We start from the raw sequence: 16,656 nt of genomic DNA on the forward strand, positions 1-16,656 counted from the left end.
ACAGTGCCCTTAAGGCAATACCACCCGGCTCTCCCCTCCCCCCATGGCTTCCACTTTGATCTGCACGCCGATGCGCTCGACCAAGGTCTGTACGTGGGAGATGACCCCGATCTGGCGGCCACTGGCCTGCAAGGAGTCGAGGCAAGAGAGCGCCAGATCCAGGCTGTCGGGGTCTAGGGTTCCAAACCCTTCGTCGATAAACAGCGACTCCACCTGGGTTTGCTTGGAAGAGAGGCTGGAGAGGGCCAGCGCCAGCGCCAGCGACACCAGGAAGCTCTCGCCACCGGAGAGCGAATCCACCGAACGCACCTCATCCCCCATGTCGCCATCGACCACCTGTAAGGCGAGATCGGAGCCGGGCACCCGCTCCAGCCGGTAACGCGGCGAGAGCTCGGCCAGTTGGGCGTTGGCCTCAAGCAGCAGCCGCTCCAGGGTCAGGCTCTGGGCGAAGGTGCGCAACTTGGCGCCATCGGCCGAGCCCGCCAGATCCCACAAACGCTGCCAGTGGTCAGCCCGCGCCTGGGCCCGCGCGAGCTCATCGCGCAGTGCCCCGGCGCGCAGCACATCCTCCTCGGCCCGCGCCAGCTTGGCACGGCACGCAAAGAGCGCCTGCTCGGTCTCATGGCACATGCTCTCTAGCGCCAGCAGGCGAGCGCGCCCTGCCTCCCCCTGCCACTGCACCAATCCAGGCCGCGCGGCCAGACGCAGCTCACGTCGCTCACGCTCCTCAGCCAGCGTCCGTTGCCGCTCGGCGAGCCTGACGCCGGCCTCCTGCACGCGGCGAGTCCGGGCGGCGCACCGCTCGCGCAGCGCCTCGCGCTCCTCAGGGGTCACCGCCAGCAGAGTGCGCAACTGATACTCATCGAGTCCGAGTTCATGCACGCGCGCAGCCCACTGTTGCAGCGCCGCACGGCGCGCCGCCGCCGTCTCTTCAAGCTGCTGCCGGCAAGCCTCAAGCCGCTCGCGGGCCACCTGTAACTCTTCGGTCAAGCCCCGCGCGGCGCGGCTGGCGCGCTCCAGCTCATCGGTCAGCCCCTGCAATTGCCCCTGCCAGGACGCCTGCACCTCGGCCACCCCCTTCCCGCCCAGCAGTTGCTGACGCTGGGCCAGCAATCCGGCATGCAGCTGCGTCTGATGGGCCAGATCTTGCTCACCCTTGGCCAATTGCTCGACGACGTTGCGGCTCTCGGCCTCCAGCGTGGCCACCTGTGGCGACAAGGTGGCGATGGCCTCTTTGGCCTGCTCCTGACGGGCAAGCACGCCCAGATAATCCCGCTTGAGATCGGCCAACTGTCCCAAGTCGGTGAGCCAGCGCCGCCACTCCCCATCCGGCCACTGGGCATCGAGCCGTTCGGCCCCCTGCACCAGCCGCCCTTCCAGCTCAGCTAGCCGCTCATGTTGCGCGCGGATCTCCGCCTCCAGCGTGAGGCGCTGCTGCTCCCATAACTGCCACTGCCGCTCCTGCTGTTGCCGCTGCTGACTAAAACGGGCGTACTCACCGCGCAGGGCCAGGATCTGCTGACGGGCAGCCGCCAGTTGGCGGTAGGCCAGTTCACTGTGACCCAACTGCTCGCTCAGCGCCTGGCCCTCGGCCACCACCGCCGCAAGCAGGGCCTGCCAAGCCGCCTCACTGGCCGGCCACTCACCGACCTCGCCGGCCAGACTCTGCCAGCGCTCCAGCCAGCCGTGGCGGTGCGAGGCCAGACGTCGCAGCTCCTCATCCAACTGGGCTTGCTGGCGTACCAACTGCTGAGCCTCTCCCTGCCACTGCGCCTGCTGACGCAGCCCCAGAGCCAGCTCCTGCTCCAGCTCCCGCACCCTGGCCTCCATCTGGCCAAGCAGTCCGGCTACCACGGGCGCCTCACTGGCCCAGGGGTGCTCGTTGGCACCGCACAGCGGACAGGGCTCCCCCGCCACCAACTGATGCCGCAGCTCCCCGAGCCCCTGCACCAGATGCGACTGCTGCAAGGTGTGGCGCGCTTCCTCGACGCGGCTTTGCACGGCCATCAGCTCTGGCGCCAGTGCGCCGAGCCGCCCTTCCAGCTCGCCTAAACGCGCCAAGAGCGCCTCGCGCAGCTGCGTGCGCTCCATCTCGTGAGCACCGATCTGGGCTCCCGCTTCGATCAGCTCCCGCTGCTGGCCAAGAAGCGCCAGACGGGCTTTTCCTGCGAAGAGCTCCGCCTCCAGCGTCGCCAATCGCTCACTGTCTTCACCGGCCTCCACCTCGCGTAGCGCCTGCTCGAGTCGCTCCTGCTCGGCCTGACCGTCGCTGCGGCTCTGCGCCACGGCGGCCAGCTCATCGCTCAGTCGGGAGCGTTGCTGCTCCCACTCAGCCAGGGCGCGGCGCCCCTCATCAAAGGCATGCCGCCCCGCCGCCATGTCGTGCAAAGCATCCAGCACTCCGCTTTGGGCCAGTGGCGCAAAACGGGCGTGCTGCGCCAGCCAGGCGGCCCCCTCGGAGGCGGCGCTCTGCCAGCCGGCCAGCTCGTCAACCAGCGCGGCGCGCGCCTGTTCACGGCGCTGTGCCTCATCGTGCAACGCGCGGCAATGGTGTTGTAGCTGCCCCTGCTGGCGCGCCTTCTCGGCCAGCTTTTCATCAAGGCGCAGCGCCTCTTCCAGCTCCCCTTGCAAGGCGGCGCGCGCCAGCTCCCCCTGCTGACGCGCGACACGGGCCTGCTCTTCACGGGCCCGCGCCGCCGCCTCGCGGGGCTCTAGCTCGGCCAGTGCCGGCATCAAGCGCTCGCGCTGGGCCTCCAACTGGGCGAGCTGCACGGTCAGCCGGGCCAGTTCATCGTGCAGTGGCCGCTCACCTTGTACCCGCTCAAGCAGGGCGAGGCGGCGGCTCTCCTCCTCACCCTGCGCCTGCTCGGCCAGCGCCTCGGCCTGCTCGGCGTCGGCCTGCTGCATGGCCTGCTCGGCCGCCGCCAAGCGCTCTTCCAGTGCCGCTAGCTCCCGCAGTTGCTGGCGCTCTTCCCCCAGCTCCCGCAGCTGCGCCGCGTGCTGTACCTGCTCGCTGGCCAGCGCCGCTTTCTCGTCATCGTCCATCAGCACCACATCGCCCAGACGAGCCGTCAGCTCACTCAACACCGACTGCTCGGCCCGGTGGCGCTCGTGGATCTGCATCGAGATGGCCGAATAGAGCTCGGTGCCGGTCATGCGCTCCAACAGGGCCGAGCGCTCATTCACGCTCGATTTGAGAAATGCGGCAAACTCCCCCTGAGGCAGGATCACCGCGCGGCGAAACTGCTCCCAGGAGAGACCGACCAGCTCGTCGATACGCTCTTGCAGCTCACGCTTGTTGCCGGAAAAGACCTGACCGCTCGCCACATCGGTGAGGCTGCGCTCCTGGGACTGGAAGCGCCCTTCGACCCGATTGCGCGCCCGGCGCACCGACCAGTGGGCACAATAGAGTCGCCCATCGCAGCCGCGAAAGGTCACCTCGGCAAAGCCGCTGGCGCGGCCGCGACTGAGAATGCCGCGCACGTCGTTGGCCTTGAGCTTCTCTTCATCGTCGAGGCGTCCCACCTCGGCCACGTTCTTACGATTGGCGATAAAACGCGGCATCTCGTCGTAGAGGGCCAGACAGATGGCGTCGAGCAGGGTGCTCTTTCCCGCTCCTGTATTGCCGGTGATGGCGAACAGGCCGCTCGTGCCGAGCGGGCCGCCGGCAAAGTCAATCTCAAACGAGGTGGTGAGGCTGGCGAGGTGCTCACCACGCAGGGAGAGGATCTTCATTGTTCATGCTCCTTAACCTGCTGGACCATCTCGTTGAACGAGGCCAGCAGGGCATCATCCGGTTCCCCTTCAAACTGACGCTGATAGCAAAGACGAAACACCGCCTCCGGGCTCATCTCGTCAAGCCGAACCCGGACACCGGCAGCCAGCTCCCGCCCACTGCCGCTGTAGCGGGGCGCGATGCGCGCCAGCCGCACTGGCTTGCCCTCCAGCGCCGCCAGCACGCGCTCGCGGATCCGCGCCTCCGGCTTGGGCAACAGCAGACGCACCTCGAGAAAGGGGCGCGCGGCCAGCTCACACTCGGGCAGATCCAGTGCGGCAATGGCGGCCAACGCCTCATCGAGCGTCTGCTCGGGCAGGCGGATCATCTCGACGGCGCGCGGCACCATGAGGCGCGACACGCTGGCCTCACGGCCGTGAAAGTCTACCTCCAGCACCTGGTGGCGATACTCAGCTTCGGCCAGTGAAAGGGGCAGCGGGGAGCCGCTGTAGTGCACCTTGTCCCCTATCTGCTGGGCCAGGTGGAGGTGGCCAAGGGCCGTGTAATCGGCTCCGGTAAACAGATCCCCTGGCAGGGCGTGCTGGTTGCCGCCAAGCACCTTGCGCTCGGAGAGTTCAGAGAGCTGGCCGCGCGCCAGATAGGCGTGCCCCATGGCGATGAGCGGCAGATCGCCGGCCCGCCGGCGCCCCTCTTCGAGCACCTGGCGATAGATGTCACGAACCCCTTCCACCAGCCGATCCGCCCCTTCGGCCAGCTCGGCCGGGCGCAGATCGCTGCTGCGCAGAAACGGCACCGCCGCACACCAGGCCAGAACAGCCCCATCGCTCCCCCTCAGTGGCACCAGCAGGCGCTCGATGTCGAGCTGTCCCGCACTATCGCGGCTGACGCTGCCCACCAGATGCAGATCGAAGGCGCGCAGCAGTTCGTGCGGGGCATCGAGCTTGGAGGGGGAGTCATGGTTACCGCCGATGAGCACGATGTTAAGGGCGGGGTGATCGGCCCGCAAACGAGCCAGAAAGCGATAGAGCTGTTGCCAGGCGCTGGCGGGGGGATTGGCGGTATCGAACAGATCACCGGCCACCAGCAGGGCGTCGGGGCGGCGCTCTGCGATGGTGGCCGCCAGCCAGTCGAGAAAGGCCTGGTGCTCGGCGTGGCGATCATGGCCATGGAGCTGATGCCCCAGATGCCAGTCGGCGGTGTGCAGGAGTTTCATGCGCGGATCCGGATGAGAAGGCAAAGACAGAAGATAAGCTGAAGATGGGGGCGCGGATGACACTTATCAAGCAGATTGGGCTGCTGGGGTCTGTCCGGCGTAACGGATAAGGTAGAGGCTGTGGCCGGTCATGGGGTCTAACTCTTCGCCCTCAATGACGAAGCCATGATGGCGATAGAAGCGCACCGCCTCGTCGTTCTCCACATAGACCTTGGCGCGCAGCTCAGACAACAATCCCTTGGCCTTGGTCAGCAAGGCGTGGCCAACACCACGTCCCTGGCGATCGGGGCGCACGAACAGGGCCGCCAAATAGTCATCTGCCAGCGCCATGAAGCCGAGCAGCTCACCGCGCTCTTCGCACACCCAGATAGTGGATTGTTCCAGGTAACGCACCCGCAGATCTTCTTGCACCTGCCACCAGCTCGAGGCATTGACGAAATCATGGGACTGCAAGGAGGCCAGCAGCCAGATCTCCAGCACGGCATCCATGTCTTTTTCCACGCCAAGTCTGATCATAAGGCCGCTCCTGAGTCATCGCACAATGAGCAGTCTAGGGAGGATTTACGATTAATTTTGGATGAAAAATCTCTCCTGTGAGCTGGCTCCACTTTTTTTCACCGAAGTAAGGCGCTGATCACAGGCCCCACTTTTGCAGTACAATGCCGGCCAGACAACCTAGGAGACCGACGACGCCATGTGGTTCAAGAACCTGCAGATCTATCGCTTTACCCGCCCCTTCGAGCTGACCGTGGATCAGTTGGAGACCCAGCTTGAGAGCTGCATCTTCACCCCCTGTGGTAGCCAGGATCTCTCCAAGTTCGGCTGGGTCAAACCGCTCGGCAAGTTCGGCGCCACCCTGACCCACTCCGCCTCCGGTCAGATCCTCGTCTGTGCCCGCAAAGAGGAGAAGATGCTGCCAGGCTCCGTGGTCAAAGACATGTTGGCCGAGAAGGTTGAAGAGATGGAGCATGAGCAGGGGCGCGCCCTGAAGAAAAAAGAGAAAGAAGCGCTTAAAGAAGAGATCCTGCACACCTTGCTGCCACGCGCCTTCAGCCGTACCAGCCAGACCTTCGCCTGGATCAACCCTGCCGACAACCTGATGGTGGTCGATGCTGGCTCCGCCAAGAAGGCTGACGATCTGCTCGCCCTGCTGCGTAAATCCATCGGCACCCTGCCTGTGGTGCCGGTGGCCCTCAAAAATCCCCCCGAGATCACCATGACCGAATGGCTGAACGAGGGCAATCTGCCAAGCTCTTTCACCCTCGAAGACGAGGCCGAGCTGCGTAGCGCCATGGAGCATGGCGGCATCATCCGCTGCAAGCAGCAGGATCTGATGACCGACGAAATCAAAAACCACTTGGCCAACGACAAGCTGGTCACCAAGCTGGCCCTGAACTGGAGCGAGACGGTGAGCTTTGTGCTGGGGGATGATCTCTCTATCAAGCGCCTCAAGTTCAGCGAGGAGCTGCGCGAACAGAACGATGACATAACCAGCGAAGATCCGGCCGCCCGCCTCGATGCCGACTTTGCCTTGGTGACTGCCGAGCTCTCTCAGTTCATTCCCGCCCTGCTGGCAGCATTGGGCGGTGAAGAGCAGTCACTCTGATCCCCTCTGCGCTATCGGAGGCCGCCTGCGGGCGGCCTTTTTGTTAATGACGCTCAACTAGCCATCGCTTCACAATAACCGGCGATGACCAGCAATAAGGTATCAATCCCCCCCACGCAGCGAGCAGGAGGAGCGCATCGGGTACTGACTGGATCGCGGGGCACAATACGTGGTGAATGAGGACGAGGAGACAGCCCTGCATGAGGGCCACTGGCTGGCGCCGTCTGAATGTGACGCAGCGCGCGGCGCGGCGCGCCGAGATCGGAAAAAAGAGACCGGAAAAAATCAGAGACGATGCGCCCCCAGCCAGGCAAGCCACTCGGTAGCGGCCAGTCTGGACTCGGGGTCGCCTGACAGGCTGAGCACGACACCCAATGTCAGCCAGAGCAGCCAAACCCAAATGGGCGGCAACGGGAAACCGGCCATGGGCTATCCTCCTTCCTGAAACCAGAGCAAGCCTCGCCTCTCCCCATGACAACTCCATGACCTTTTTGTCAATTTATTACTACAAATCGAACTAAGGCCCGAAAAGCGTCTATTGGAGCTTGTTTTTTTCACCCCACGGATAACGCTGTTCGCGCCGTAAGCTACGGTATCGAAAAGAAAACGTTACCGCTCAAAAAAACGAGCTCCACGGCAAAAACGTTGTTTCTGGATCATAAAAAGTCTCACGAAATTGGTGTATATTGCGTAGTGAAAATTCCTTTAACCATGAAGACTGACATGAAAAAGACCAAGATCGTCTGCACTATCGGTCCTAAGACCGAATCCAAAGAAATGCTGACCAAACTGCTGGATGCCGGCATGAACGTTATGCGTCTCAACTTCTCCCACGGTGACTACGAAGAGCACGGCACCCGCATCCGCAACCTGCGTGAAGTGATGGCCGAGACCGGTCGCAAGGCCGCCATCCTGCTCGATACCAAGGGGCCGGAAATCCGTACCATGAAGCTGGAAGGGGGCAACGATGTCGCCCTGGTTGCAGGCCAAACCTTCACCTTCACCACCGACCAGACCGTCATCGGCAACGCTGACAAGGTCGCCGTGACCTACCCGGGCTTCGCCAGCGATCTGCGCGTTGGTAACCGCATCCTGGTTGACGATGGCCTCATCGGTATGGACGTGGTCGAGATCTCCGAGCGTGAAGTGATCTGTAAGGTCCTCAACAACGGCGATCTGGGTGAGAACAAGGGCGTTAACCTGCCGGGCGTCTCCATCAAGCTGCCGGCCCTGGCCGAGAAGGACAAGCGTGACCTGGTATTCGGTTGCGAGCAGGGTGTCGACTTCGTTGCTGCCTCCTTCATCCGTAAGAAGGAAGACGTACTGGAAATCCGTGAGCACCTCAAGGCCCACGGCGGTGACGCCATCCAGATCATCTCCAAGATCGAAAACCAGGAAGGCCTGGATAACTTCGACGAGATCCTGGCTGTGTCCGACGGCATCATGGTCGCCCGTGGTGACCTGGGTGTGGAAATCCCGGTTGAAGAAGTTATCTTCGCCCAGAAGATGATGATCCAGAAGTGCAACAAGGCACGTAAGCTGGTCATCACCGCCACCCAGATGCTTGACTCCATGATCAAGAACCCGCGTCCGACCCGCGCCGAAGCCGGCGACGTGGCCAACGCCATCCTGGACGGTACCGACGCCGTCATGCTGTCCGGTGAGTCCGCCAAGGGTAAGTACCCGCTGGAAGCCGTGAGCATCATGGCCACCATCTGCGAGCGCACCGACGCCGTGATGCCGTCCAACCTGTCTGCTGCCAACGACAGCAACAAGCTGCGCATCACTGAAGCCGTGTGTAAAGGTGCAGTCGAGACCTCCGAGAAGCTGGACGCCCCGCTGATCGTGGTAGCGACCGAAGGCGGCAAGTCTGCCAAGGCTATCCGCAAGTACTTCCCGAAGGCGTGGATCCTGGCCATCACCACCAATGCCAAGACCGCTTCCCAGCTCTCCCTGTCCAAGGGCGTGGTGACTCACGTGGTCGACACCATCGCCTCCACCGATGACTTCTACCGCATCGGTATGGACGTGGCGCTGCAAACCGGCATGGGCGTGAAGGGTGACATCGTGGTCATGGTCTCTGGTGCTCTGGTACCGAGCGGCACCACCAACACCGCTTCCGTGCACGTGCTCTAATCGGCACTGCCCGCAAAAACGGCGCCTCTCGGCGCCGTTTTTTTTATTCCAGTGTTCACCTTCAAGGCGCTAGCGCCTCCCGCGCGTGACGGATGCAGGTGGCTGAAAGAGAGGCCAGCAGTCCGCTCTCCAGCGCCCAGCGGTGCCAGTAGAGGGTGCGGATCACCCCCTGCCCCGGCAGCAGATCGACCAGTGTCCCCTGCGCCAGTTCGTGCTCAATCATCAGGCTCGGGATCAGGCAGTAGGCCACCCCCTGATTGGCCAACTTAACGAAGGCCTCAGAAGAGCGCACCACATGGGTAGGCCAGCTTACTGAGGAGAGGGAAAAACGCTCGGCGAGAAACGCAGAGTGCATGTCATCGTGCAGGTCGTACACCACGGCGGGGGCTCGGGTCATCGCCTCGGCATTGACCCCGTGCGAAAAGTAGCGCGCGATAAAGGCCGGGCTCGCCACACAAAGGTATTCAAGACGCCCCAACCGATCGCTGACACAGCCCGCCATCGGGGTCGGCTCGCTGCTGATGGCCGCCACCGCCTCCCCCGATCGCAGTCGGTTGAGGGTGCGGCTCTCATCCTCCACCATCAGATTGAGCACTAGCCTCCCCTCGCTCATCAGAGGAGCCAAGGCTGGCAGCAACCAGGTGGCGAGGCTGTCGGCATTGGTGGCGATGGCCACCGGCAACGGTGCATCCACCCCGTCTGGCGAGAGGGAAGGCAGCAGATCCAGCTCCAGGGTCTTCACCCGGCGATAAAAACCGAGCAGGCGACGGCCGATAGCGGTCGGCCTGGGCGGGCTGCCGCGAACCAGCACCGGCTGTGCCAGCCACTTCTCGAGCTGCTTGATCCGCTGCGAGACGGCCGACTGGGTGACAAACAGCGCCTGCGCTCCTTTGTCAAAACCGCCATAGGCCACCACGGCGTCGAGCGCCTCCAGCCAGAGATAATCGAGTCCGCGCATCCTTCACCATTAGCAAAACTGATAATGAATTAAGATTATTAGTTTCTCTAAATCGACGCCACTCCTTATGCTGCGCTCATTACCTCAAGGAGTCTCATCATGTTTGTCACCTCTCCCCTCTGGCAGGGCCTCACACTGGGCCTGGCCATGATTGTTCCCATCGGTGCCCAGAATGCCTTCGTGCTCAATCAGGGGATCCGCCGTCACCACCACCTGATGGTGGCGACCGTCTGCATCTGCTGCGATGTCTTCCTCATCAGCCTCGGGGTCTTCGGCACCGGTGCCCTGATGAGCAGCCAACCCCTGCTGCTCACCCTCATCACCGGGGCCGGCATCCTATTTCTCACTACCTACGGCGCCATGGCCCTGCGCAGCGCCATGCGACCGGCTGCCGCCGATGAGGCACGCAAGGCAGCTCACCTCGGTGGCCGGGGTGCCGTGCTGCTGGGCACCTTGGCGGTGACCCTGCTCAACCCCCACGTCTACCTCGACACCATGGTGATCCTCGGCTCCATCGGCAGCCAACTGGCCACCCATGAGCGGCTCTGGTTCGCCGTGGGCTGCCTGCTCGCCTCCTTCATCTGGTTCAACACCCTTTCACTTGGGGCCGCCCGCTTCGCCCCCGTGCTGAGTCAGCCCAAGGTCAAGCGCGGCATCGACCTGCTGGTCGGTGGCATCATGCTGGCACTGGCGACCCAGCTCACTTGGCAACTGGCGGGGCAACTGGCATAACGCGCCAGCAGATCCACCACCACGGCCTGAGCCTGCTGGCCGCCGCCGTGCCGGCTCTGGCAACACGAGCCCATCCTCGATGACCAGAGCCACGCCAGCGTGGTCCGCAAGTTGGGCTGGCAGGGCGCGCCGACCCAGCGTGTGCTGCTGCGCTGCAAGGATGGCCGTCCCCCCCAGTGGCTGGCCCACAGGGAACATCGGCGAAGACACTCGTCAAATGCAATTTTGCTGAATTATTCCGCTATTTATTCTGTTTTTTTCGGGAAATTTTGCTGCTTTTGTGTTAAAAAACGCCCCGACAAAATACTCGACGACTTCATATATAAGCGGAACTTCATCATGAAACTGATCGCAAAACTGCTGGCCGGCATCCTGGTCGGCCTGTTGATAGGCTTCTACGCCCCCGAGTGGCTGGCGCGCCTGGTCTTCACTGCCAAGGTGCTGATCGGTCAGCTCATTACCTTCACCATTCCGCTTATCATCCTGTTCTTTATCACCAGCGGTATCGCCAGCCTGCCGAAGAACTCGGGTCGCCTGCTCGGTCAGACCGTGGGTCTCTCCTATGGCTCGACCCTCTTGGCCGGCACCCTGGCCTTCCTGGTCGCCAGCCACTTCATCCCGCTGTTTGCCAGCAGTGTGGCCATGAACAGCCAGGAGGGGGTCAAGCTGGCCTCCTACCTCAATCTGGAAGTGCCGCCCCTGTTTGGCGTCATGACCGCACTGGCCACCGCCTTCGTGTTCGGCATCGGTATCTCTGCCACCGAGGCGCGCGATCTGCGCAGTGTGGCCGATCAGGGGCGCGACATCATCGACCGCCTGCTGGCCAAGGTGCTGATCCCCCTGCTGCCTATCTACATCGCCGGCGTCTTCGTCGAGATGACGGTTGAGGGCACTGTCTTTACCACCCTCAAGACCTTCGGCGTGGTACTGGTGATGGCCATCGTGATGCACTGGCTGTGGCTCACCGCCCTGTTTGTCGGCACTGGCCTCGCCCTCGGCCGCTCCCCGCTCCAGTTGATCAAAAACATGCTGCCGGCCTACTTCACCGCCGTCGGCACCATGTCGAGTGCCGCCACCATCCCGGTGGCCCTACAGGCGAGTAAGAACAACGGGGTGAGCGATGGCATCGCCAACTTCACCGTGCCCCTGTGCGCCACGATTCACCTGTGCGGCTCAACCATCACCTTGGTCACTTGCGCCACCGCCGTCATGTTTCTCTCCGAGCACCTGGCCATCCCGAGCCTGTCCGAGATGCTCCCCTTCATCATGATGCTGGGGGTGGTGATGATCGCCGCCCCAGGCGCGCCGGGTGGCGGCGTGATGTCGGCCCTCGGCCTGCTCACCTCCATGCTCGGCTTCGGTGATGCGTCGATTGCACTGATGATCGCTCTCTACCTCGCCCAGGACAGCTTCGGCACCGCCTGTAACGTCACCGGCGACGGCGCCATCGCCCTGTGGGTTGACCGCTTCGCCGGCCGCCAGCAAGATGAGGTGGCGCTGGCCGAAACGGCGCAGTAACCCGATGAAAAAGCCCGGCAGATGCCGGGCTTTTTATTGCCAGAAGCAAGCTCAGAGCCCCTGCTTGGCCACGATGCAACCACCGGCTGGGTCACCCCTTGAAGGGGGAGAGCCGGGGCGCTCCCGGCATTGGTGATGAGATGGTGGGCCTCTCTTAGCGCGGCGCCGGCTCGTGCAGCTCGAGCCACTGGCTAAGCTCGCGGCGCAGGTTGTCCGAGCGCTTGCCGAAGATGGCCTGCACCTCGTCACCGATGATGATGACGCCGATGGCGCCAAGACGCTGCAACGCCTCGCTGTCGACCGGTTGCAGAGCCTTAACCCTGACCCGCAGCCGGGTCAGGCAGGCGTCAAAGCCCGCTATGTTGTCACGCCCGCCAAAGGCGGCGATGAGGGCGGTGATGGCCGCCTCGTCCAGCTCACTGAGCGGCGCCGCCGCTGGTTTCTCCCCCTTGTGGCCGAGGGCGGCGGCAAACAGCCGCTTGAAATCCTGCATCTTGACCATAGGAACCTCCTCATGATGAAAAAAGAGGGCGGAGCCTGTGACTCCGCCCGCCATCAACGGGCGCGGCGCAGCACCCGGCAACCGAACGGCGGCAGCCGCAGTGAGTCGCCCAGCGCCTCGCCACTCACCATGTCGTGGTGGCCCCCCGGCAAGGTGACCTGCCGCTCGGCGTTGGCAAAGTTCTGCACGAATACGAACGCCTGCTCCCCATCGCTGCGGCACTGGGCGGTGACCCCCTCCGGCAACACCGGCAGGGCGCGCGGCAGGGCCAAGCTGTCGATGAGGTGGCCGAAGAAGTCGCGTTGGAACGCCAGATCGTTGCGCGAGGCAACATAGTAGGCGCGCCCGGCCCCGTGCTCGTTGACCGTCACCGCCGGGCGCCCGGCATAGAAGTCGCCGTCATAGCTGGCCAAGGCGCGCGCCCCCTCCAGGTGAATGAGATCGCACAGCTGGCTCACCTCGTATGGGCCGCGCAGCCCTGCTTCGTTGCCGGCCAGCCCCGAGATAGCGTTGCGCTCCTCGTCGTAGAGGCCGTCGATCTCCTCGGCCCAGATCCCGAGGATCGGGCGCAGCGGCCCCGGAAAGCCCCCCAGATGGCAGAGATCGGTCTCGTTGACGATGCCGCTCCAGTAAGTGGTAACAAACTGACCGCCCCGTTTGACGAAGGCGTCGACTCGCTCGGCAAAGCCGTCGCGCACCATATAGAGCATGGGGGCGATGACCAGGTCATAGCCATCCAGCGCGCCATCGGCATTGATGACGTCCACCGCCACCCCAGCCTCCCAGAAGGGGCGATAGTGCTCGGTCACCGTCTTTTCATAGAAGAGACCGGCATTGCGCGGGCCCTGGGCGTTGTCCATGGCCCATCGGCTCTCCCAATCGAAGATGATGGCCACCTTGGCCTCGACGCGGCTGCCCACCACCTCGGGCAGGGCGGCCAGGATCTCGCCGAGCGCCTGTACCTCGCGGCCGACCCGGGTGTCGATGTGACCGACGTGATCGACCACGGCGCCGTGGAACTTCTCGACCGAGCCGCGGCTCTTGCGCCACTGGAAGTACTGCACCGAGTCGGAGCCGTGGGCCACCGCCTGCAAGGAGGAGAGGATGTGCATCCCCGGCTTCTTGAGCTTGCTGATGGGCTGCCAGTTGGTCAGGCTCGGGGTCGACTCCATCAGGAAGAAGGGCTTGCCCCCTTTGAGGGTACGCATCAGGTCGTGGTACATGGCGGTGTAGGCCGCCAGAGTCGTGTCATCGCCGCTGTTGTGCCACAGGGGGTAGCTGTCCCACGAGATGAAGTCGATCACCTTGGCGAGCTGCCAGTAGTCGTAGTCGTAGAAGTACTCCATGAAGTTGGTGGTGGCCGGCAGGCTCGGGTTGACCGCCTTCAGGGGCTTGATCTCCTCGGCGCAGAAGTCGCTCACCTGGGCGGTGTTGAAGCGTTTCCAGTCGAGGTTGAGGCCGTGGATCGAGCTCTCGCCGATGGGGGACGGGGATTCGATCTGTGACCAGTCGCTGTAGGTGTGGCTCCAGAAGCTGGTCCACCAGGCGTGGTTGAGCGCTTCTATGCTGCCGTAGCGCCCCTTGAGCCAGTCACGAAAACGCTCCTGACACAGCTCGCAGTGGCACTCGCCGCCGTACTCGTTGGAGATGTGCCAAGCAATGACGCCGGGGTGGCGGCCATAGCGCTCGGCCAAGGCCCCGTTGATGGCGCGCACCTTGTCGCGGTAGACCGGCGAGCTCATGCAGTGGTTGTGGCGGCCACCGTGCAGCGCCTTGACCCGCTCCTTGCTGACTCGCAGCACCTCGGGATAGCGCTGGGAGAGCCAAGCCGGGCGGGCGCCGCTCGGGGTGGCAAGAAAGACCGATACGCCGCTGGCGTGCAGGCGGTCGATCACGGTATCGAGCCAGCCGAACTCATAACGCCCCTCCTGCGGCTCCAGCGACGACCAACTGAAGATGCCGACCGACATCACGTTGCAGCGGGTCTGGCGCATCATCTCGAGATCGCGCTCGAACACCTGGGGGTCGTCCAGCCATTGATCCGGGTTGTAGTCGGCACCATGCAGCAGGGCCGGCACCCGTTCACTGAGCGGGGGAAACTTGAGCATCACACATCTCCTAAAACGAAGGGGCGCCGGCCATGGCCGGCTGCCCTGTCGGTTGAAAGCGGGTCAGTTGAACACCTTGATCGAGGGGAGCACATGGCCGGTGCAGTCAAACAGCGCCTGGTTCTCCCGGGCATTGCCCTCCTTCCAGTCGTCGTTGTTGTACCGCATGCCGGCCTTGGTGGCCCAGGTCGCGCCGGGGGTCGGCAGCCAGGCCGGCTCCCAATAGAAGAGCCCCTTGCCGCGACCGTTTGGCACCATTACCACGCTCTTGAGCAGATCGCGCAGGAAGTCGGCCTGCCCCTGCACACTGGCCGGGTAACCGCCGTCGCTCGCCTCCTTGGCGGTGAAGTTGTTCTCGGCGTTGTCGCAGTTGTCGGTGGTGTAGCCGTAGGCGGCCTCGACCACGATCACGTCCTTGCCATAGCGCTCACTGATGTCATCCATGTTGGCCTTGAGGGCGCTGATGGGGCCATTCCAGTAGGTGTAGAAAGAGAGGCCGATGATATCGAAGGGCACCTCGCGCTTGGTTATCTCGTCAAACCACCAGACGAAGGTGTCGTTCTTGGTGCCCTCAGCCAGGTGCAGCATCACCTTGATCTCCTTGCCATGCTCTTTCACCGCACGCACGCCGGCCTTGAGCAGGGTGGCCAGGCGGTCAAACTCGCCGCCGTTCTGGCCCCAGCTCTTGCCCTCGGGCCACAGCATGCCGCCGTTGATCTCGTTGCCAACCTGCACCATGTCAGGCAGCACGCCGGCCTTGGCCAGGGCGTCCATGCTCTGCTTGGTGTGGGCATAGACAGCGTCAGCCAACTGCTCGACCGACATAGTGCGCCACGCCTTGGGCTTGTTCTGGCGGCCCGGATCGGTCCAAAAATCGCTGTAGTGGAAGTCGAGCAGGAACTTCATGCCGAGCGCCTTGGCGCGCTTGGCCAGCGCCACCGTGGTGGCCAGATCGTTGTTGCCACCGCCGTAGGGCGTGCCGTCGGCATCCTTGGGGTCGACCCACAGGCGCAGGCGGATGTAGTTAAAGCCGTTTTGCTTGAGGATGGCCATGGCGTCCTGCGGCTTGCCGCTGGCATCGAAGAACTTGCCGCCAAACTTCTCCACCTCGGCCAGCATGGAAACATCGGCCCCCTTGATGAAATCCTGCGGCACCGCCACCGGCTGCACCACGGCACTCTCGGCGGCCACGCCCTGGGCCTGCATGCCCAGCAGGCCAGTGGCGAGCAGCGCCGCCATCACCAGCGTCTTCTTGATTGTCATGTCGAACGTCCTGTTTGGCTGATTAACCCTTGGTCCCACCCGCGGTAAGACCGGAAACGAAGTACTTCTGTAGCGAGAGGTAGAGAATGGCCACCGGCACCGCAATGAGCACGGCCCCCGCCGCGTAGGTGGTGTAACTGGCTCCCATCTTCTGAGCCACCAGGTTGTAAAGGCCGATGGGCAGGGTGAACTGATCTGGGGTACGCAATATGGTGCTAGCCAGGATGAAGTCACCGAGCGGGCCGGTGAAGGAGAACAGGGCCACCACAGCGATGATGGGCTTGGAGAGCGGCATGATGATCTCGATGAAGATGCGAAAGTTGCCCGCCCCGTCCATGCGCGCTGACTCGTCGAGATCCTTGGGGATGGCGTCGAGGTAGCCCTTCATCAGGTAGGTGTTCATCGGGATCATGCCGCCCACGTAGACCAGCACCAGCGCTAGGTGACTGTTGACCAGACCAAGCATCTGGGCCAGCACGAAGATGGCGATGAGGGCCGAGAACTGGGGCACCATCTGTAGCAGCAGGAACAGCATCAGGCCGTTCTGCCGCCCGCGAAAGCGAAAGCGCGAGAAGGCGTAGGCGGTAAAGCTGACGCTGATGAGGGTCAGCACCATGGTCAGGAAGCTGATCTTCATCGAGTTCCAGTACCAAGCGGCGTAGTCGATGCGCCCATCAAACAGCTCCTGATAGTGAATGAAGGAGAAGTTCTCGGGGATGATCGAGGTATTGAGCAGGCTACTGCCCGGATTGAGCGACGCCCCCACGGTCCAGATCAAGGGGTAGATGATGATCACCGCGACCATGGCCAGCAGCAGGTAGCTCAGGGTCAGGCGGATGGCATTACGCTTTTTCAGGCTGTGTTTGACACTCATGGCTGGCTCT

The 16,656-nt window shown here is 63.3% G+C and carries 12 protein-coding genes; 4 read left to right on the forward strand and 8 right to left on the reverse strand.

What is annotated here, in order from left to right:
• Positions 1–9: 9 nt before the first annotated feature.
• The 3 genes from FE240_RS11945 to FE240_RS11955 all read right to left on the reverse strand — a co-directional run bounded on the left by FE240_RS11945 (position 10) and on the right by FE240_RS11955 (position 5,465).
• Positions 10–3,735 carry an AAA family ATPase gene (locus tag FE240_RS11945; protein WP_193001189.1) on the reverse strand — a complete coding sequence of 1,242 codons (3,726 nt, stop codon included), beginning with the start codon at positions 3,733–3,735 and terminating at the stop codon, positions 10–12.
• On the reverse strand, positions 3,732–4,949 hold the full coding sequence (locus tag FE240_RS11950; protein WP_193001191.1) for an exonuclease SbcCD subunit D C-terminal domain-containing protein: 1,218 nt from the start codon (positions 4,947–4,949) through the stop codon (positions 3,732–3,734). Before FE240_RS11950 ends, FE240_RS11945 begins: the two co-directional genes overlap by 4 nt.
• A gap of 66 nt (positions 4,950–5,015) precedes the next feature.
• Positions 5,016–5,465 (reverse strand): GNAT family N-acetyltransferase, encoded by a 450-nt coding sequence (locus tag FE240_RS11955; RefSeq protein WP_042049037.1) that lies wholly within the window; start codon positions 5,463–5,465, stop codon positions 5,016–5,018.
• Between the two features lie 178 nt (positions 5,466–5,643).
• Here FE240_RS11955 and rdgC point away from each other — a divergent pair, with 178 nt between their 5' ends.
• Both rdgC and pykF read left to right on the forward strand, forming a co-directional pair.
• Complete coding sequence (gene rdgC / locus FE240_RS11960; RefSeq protein WP_193001193.1) at positions 5,644–6,555, forward strand: recombination-associated protein RdgC; 912 nt, start codon at positions 5,644–5,646, stop codon at positions 6,553–6,555.
• Between the two features lie 723 nt (positions 6,556–7,278).
• Complete coding sequence (gene pykF, locus FE240_RS11965; protein ID WP_193001195.1) at positions 7,279–8,691, forward strand: pyruvate kinase PykF; 1,413 nt, start codon at positions 7,279–7,281, stop codon at positions 8,689–8,691.
• Between the two features lie 61 nt (positions 8,692–8,752).
• On the opposite strand, the gene FE240_RS11970 is transcribed toward pykF, so the two are convergent.
• The gene (locus FE240_RS11970) at positions 8,753–9,649 is read right to left on the reverse strand and encodes a LysR family transcriptional regulator ArgP (protein WP_193001197.1); all 897 of its coding nucleotides are present in this window, start codon (positions 9,647–9,649) and stop codon (positions 8,753–8,755) included.
• 99 nt (positions 9,650–9,748) lie between these two features.
• On the opposite strand from FE240_RS11970, the gene FE240_RS11975 reads away from it, so the two are divergent.
• Both FE240_RS11975 and FE240_RS11980 read left to right on the forward strand, forming a co-directional pair.
• Positions 9,749–10,381: a LysE/ArgO family amino acid transporter gene (locus FE240_RS11975; RefSeq protein ID WP_193001199.1), complete on the forward strand. Its 633-nt coding sequence runs from the start codon at positions 9,749–9,751 to the stop codon at positions 10,379–10,381.
• Between the two features lie 339 nt (positions 10,382–10,720).
• Entirely contained in the window at positions 10,721–11,899 is a 1,179-nt protein-coding gene (locus tag FE240_RS11980; RefSeq protein ID WP_193001201.1) for a dicarboxylate/amino acid:cation symporter, read from the forward strand.
• 154 nt (positions 11,900–12,053) lie between these two features.
• Here FE240_RS11980 and FE240_RS11985 read toward each other — a convergent pair whose 3' ends face one another.
• From FE240_RS11985 to FE240_RS12000, 4 genes are all read right to left on the reverse strand, one after another.
• Positions 12,054–12,401 carry a glucose PTS transporter subunit EIIB gene (locus FE240_RS11985; protein ID WP_042049048.1) on the reverse strand — a complete coding sequence of 116 codons (348 nt, stop codon included), beginning with the start codon at positions 12,399–12,401 and terminating at the stop codon, positions 12,054–12,056.
• 53 nt (positions 12,402–12,454) lie between these two features.
• Positions 12,455–14,509: a beta-galactosidase gene (locus FE240_RS11990; protein WP_193001203.1), complete on the reverse strand. Its 2,055-nt coding sequence runs from the start codon at positions 14,507–14,509 to the stop codon at positions 12,455–12,457.
• Between the two features lie 63 nt (positions 14,510–14,572).
• On the reverse strand, positions 14,573–15,772 hold the full coding sequence (locus tag FE240_RS11995; RefSeq protein WP_193001205.1) for a glycoside hydrolase family 53 protein: 1,200 nt from the start codon (positions 15,770–15,772) through the stop codon (positions 14,573–14,575).
• Between the two features lie 22 nt (positions 15,773–15,794).
• On the reverse strand, positions 15,795–16,646 hold the full coding sequence (locus FE240_RS12000) for a sugar ABC transporter permease (protein ID WP_193001207.1): 852 nt from the start codon (positions 16,644–16,646) through the stop codon (positions 15,795–15,797).
• Positions 16,647–16,656: the final 10 nt, after the last annotated feature.

It is taken from the genome of Aeromonas simiae, assembly GCF_014892695.1.
Classification (GTDB): domain Bacteria; phylum Pseudomonadota; class Gammaproteobacteria; order Enterobacterales; family Aeromonadaceae; genus Aeromonas; species Aeromonas simiae.

What these genes read in the sequence shown, in the direction of transcription:
- FE240_RS11945 (WP_193001189.1), bottom strand. Translation starts at nt 3,735, where the DNA reads ATGAAGATCCTCTCCCTGCGTGGTGAGCACCTCGCCAGCCTCACCACC.
- FE240_RS11950 (WP_193001191.1), bottom strand. Translation starts at nt 4,949, where the DNA reads ATGAAACTCCTGCACACCGCCGACTGGCATCTGGGGCATCAGCTCCAT.
- FE240_RS11955 (WP_042049037.1), bottom strand. Translation starts at nt 5,465, where the DNA reads ATGATCAGACTTGGCGTGGAAAAAGACATGGATGCCGTGCTGGAGATC.
- rdgC (WP_193001193.1), top strand. Translation starts at nt 5,644, where the DNA reads ATGTGGTTCAAGAACCTGCAGATCTATCGCTTTACCCGCCCCTTCGAG.
- pykF (WP_193001195.1), top strand. Translation starts at nt 7,279, where the DNA reads ATGAAAAAGACCAAGATCGTCTGCACTATCGGTCCTAAGACCGAATCC.
- FE240_RS11970 (WP_193001197.1), bottom strand. Translation starts at nt 9,649, where the DNA reads ATGCGCGGACTCGATTATCTCTGGCTGGAGGCGCTCGACGCCGTGGTG.
- FE240_RS11975 (WP_193001199.1), top strand. Translation starts at nt 9,749, where the DNA reads ATGTTTGTCACCTCTCCCCTCTGGCAGGGCCTCACACTGGGCCTGGCC.
- FE240_RS11980 (WP_193001201.1), top strand. Translation starts at nt 10,721, where the DNA reads ATGAAACTGATCGCAAAACTGCTGGCCGGCATCCTGGTCGGCCTGTTG.
- FE240_RS11985 (WP_042049048.1), bottom strand. Translation starts at nt 12,401, where the DNA reads ATGGTCAAGATGCAGGATTTCAAGCGGCTGTTTGCCGCCGCCCTCGGC.
- FE240_RS11990 (WP_193001203.1), bottom strand. Translation starts at nt 14,509, where the DNA reads ATGCTCAAGTTTCCCCCGCTCAGTGAACGGGTGCCGGCCCTGCTGCAT.
- FE240_RS11995 (WP_193001205.1), bottom strand. Translation starts at nt 15,772, where the DNA reads ATGACAATCAAGAAGACGCTGGTGATGGCGGCGCTGCTCGCCACTGGC.
- FE240_RS12000 (WP_193001207.1), bottom strand. Translation starts at nt 16,646, where the DNA reads ATGAGTGTCAAACACAGCCTGAAAAAGCGTAATGCCATCCGCCTGACC.